Genomic DNA, 308 nt, shown 5'->3' with positions numbered 1-308 from the left:
ATCGCCCAGGCCGTCGTGCGTCAGGAAGAGAGCCTGGAAAGCGCCAGGCAGGAAGCCGGCCTCATCGCCGCGGCAAGCGCCCGCACCAACATGGTGGAGCGCGCCTACAAGGACGTGCGCAACCGCGACGAGCGCGAGAGATCAGACCGCGAGCGGCTGGACCTAATCGCGCAGAAGCGGCAGGAATAGCGGCGAGTTTTGTTGATCCAGAGACGGTCTTTGTCCGCCGAGGCGTGGCATCCGCTTCGCGTCTCATGTCAGCCGGTTTCAGTGTCCCATTCTGGTGGGCCGCCTGGCCGACACGGCGG

General features: G+C 65.9%; 1 pseudogene. It reads left to right on the top strand.

The annotated features are described in order from the left end of the window. Window positions 1-189 (top strand): annotated as a pseudogene (locus EN852_RS38545) (hypothetical protein); the annotation flags it as partial. Between the last annotated feature and the right edge of the window lie 119 nt (window positions 190-308).

The sequence above is a fragment of the Mesorhizobium sp. M2E.F.Ca.ET.209.01.1.1 genome, from assembly GCF_004010375.2.
In the GTDB taxonomy this organism is placed as follows: Bacteria; Pseudomonadota; Alphaproteobacteria; order Rhizobiales; family Rhizobiaceae; genus Mesorhizobium.
This window is presented reverse-complemented; position numbering and strand designations above follow the sequence as displayed.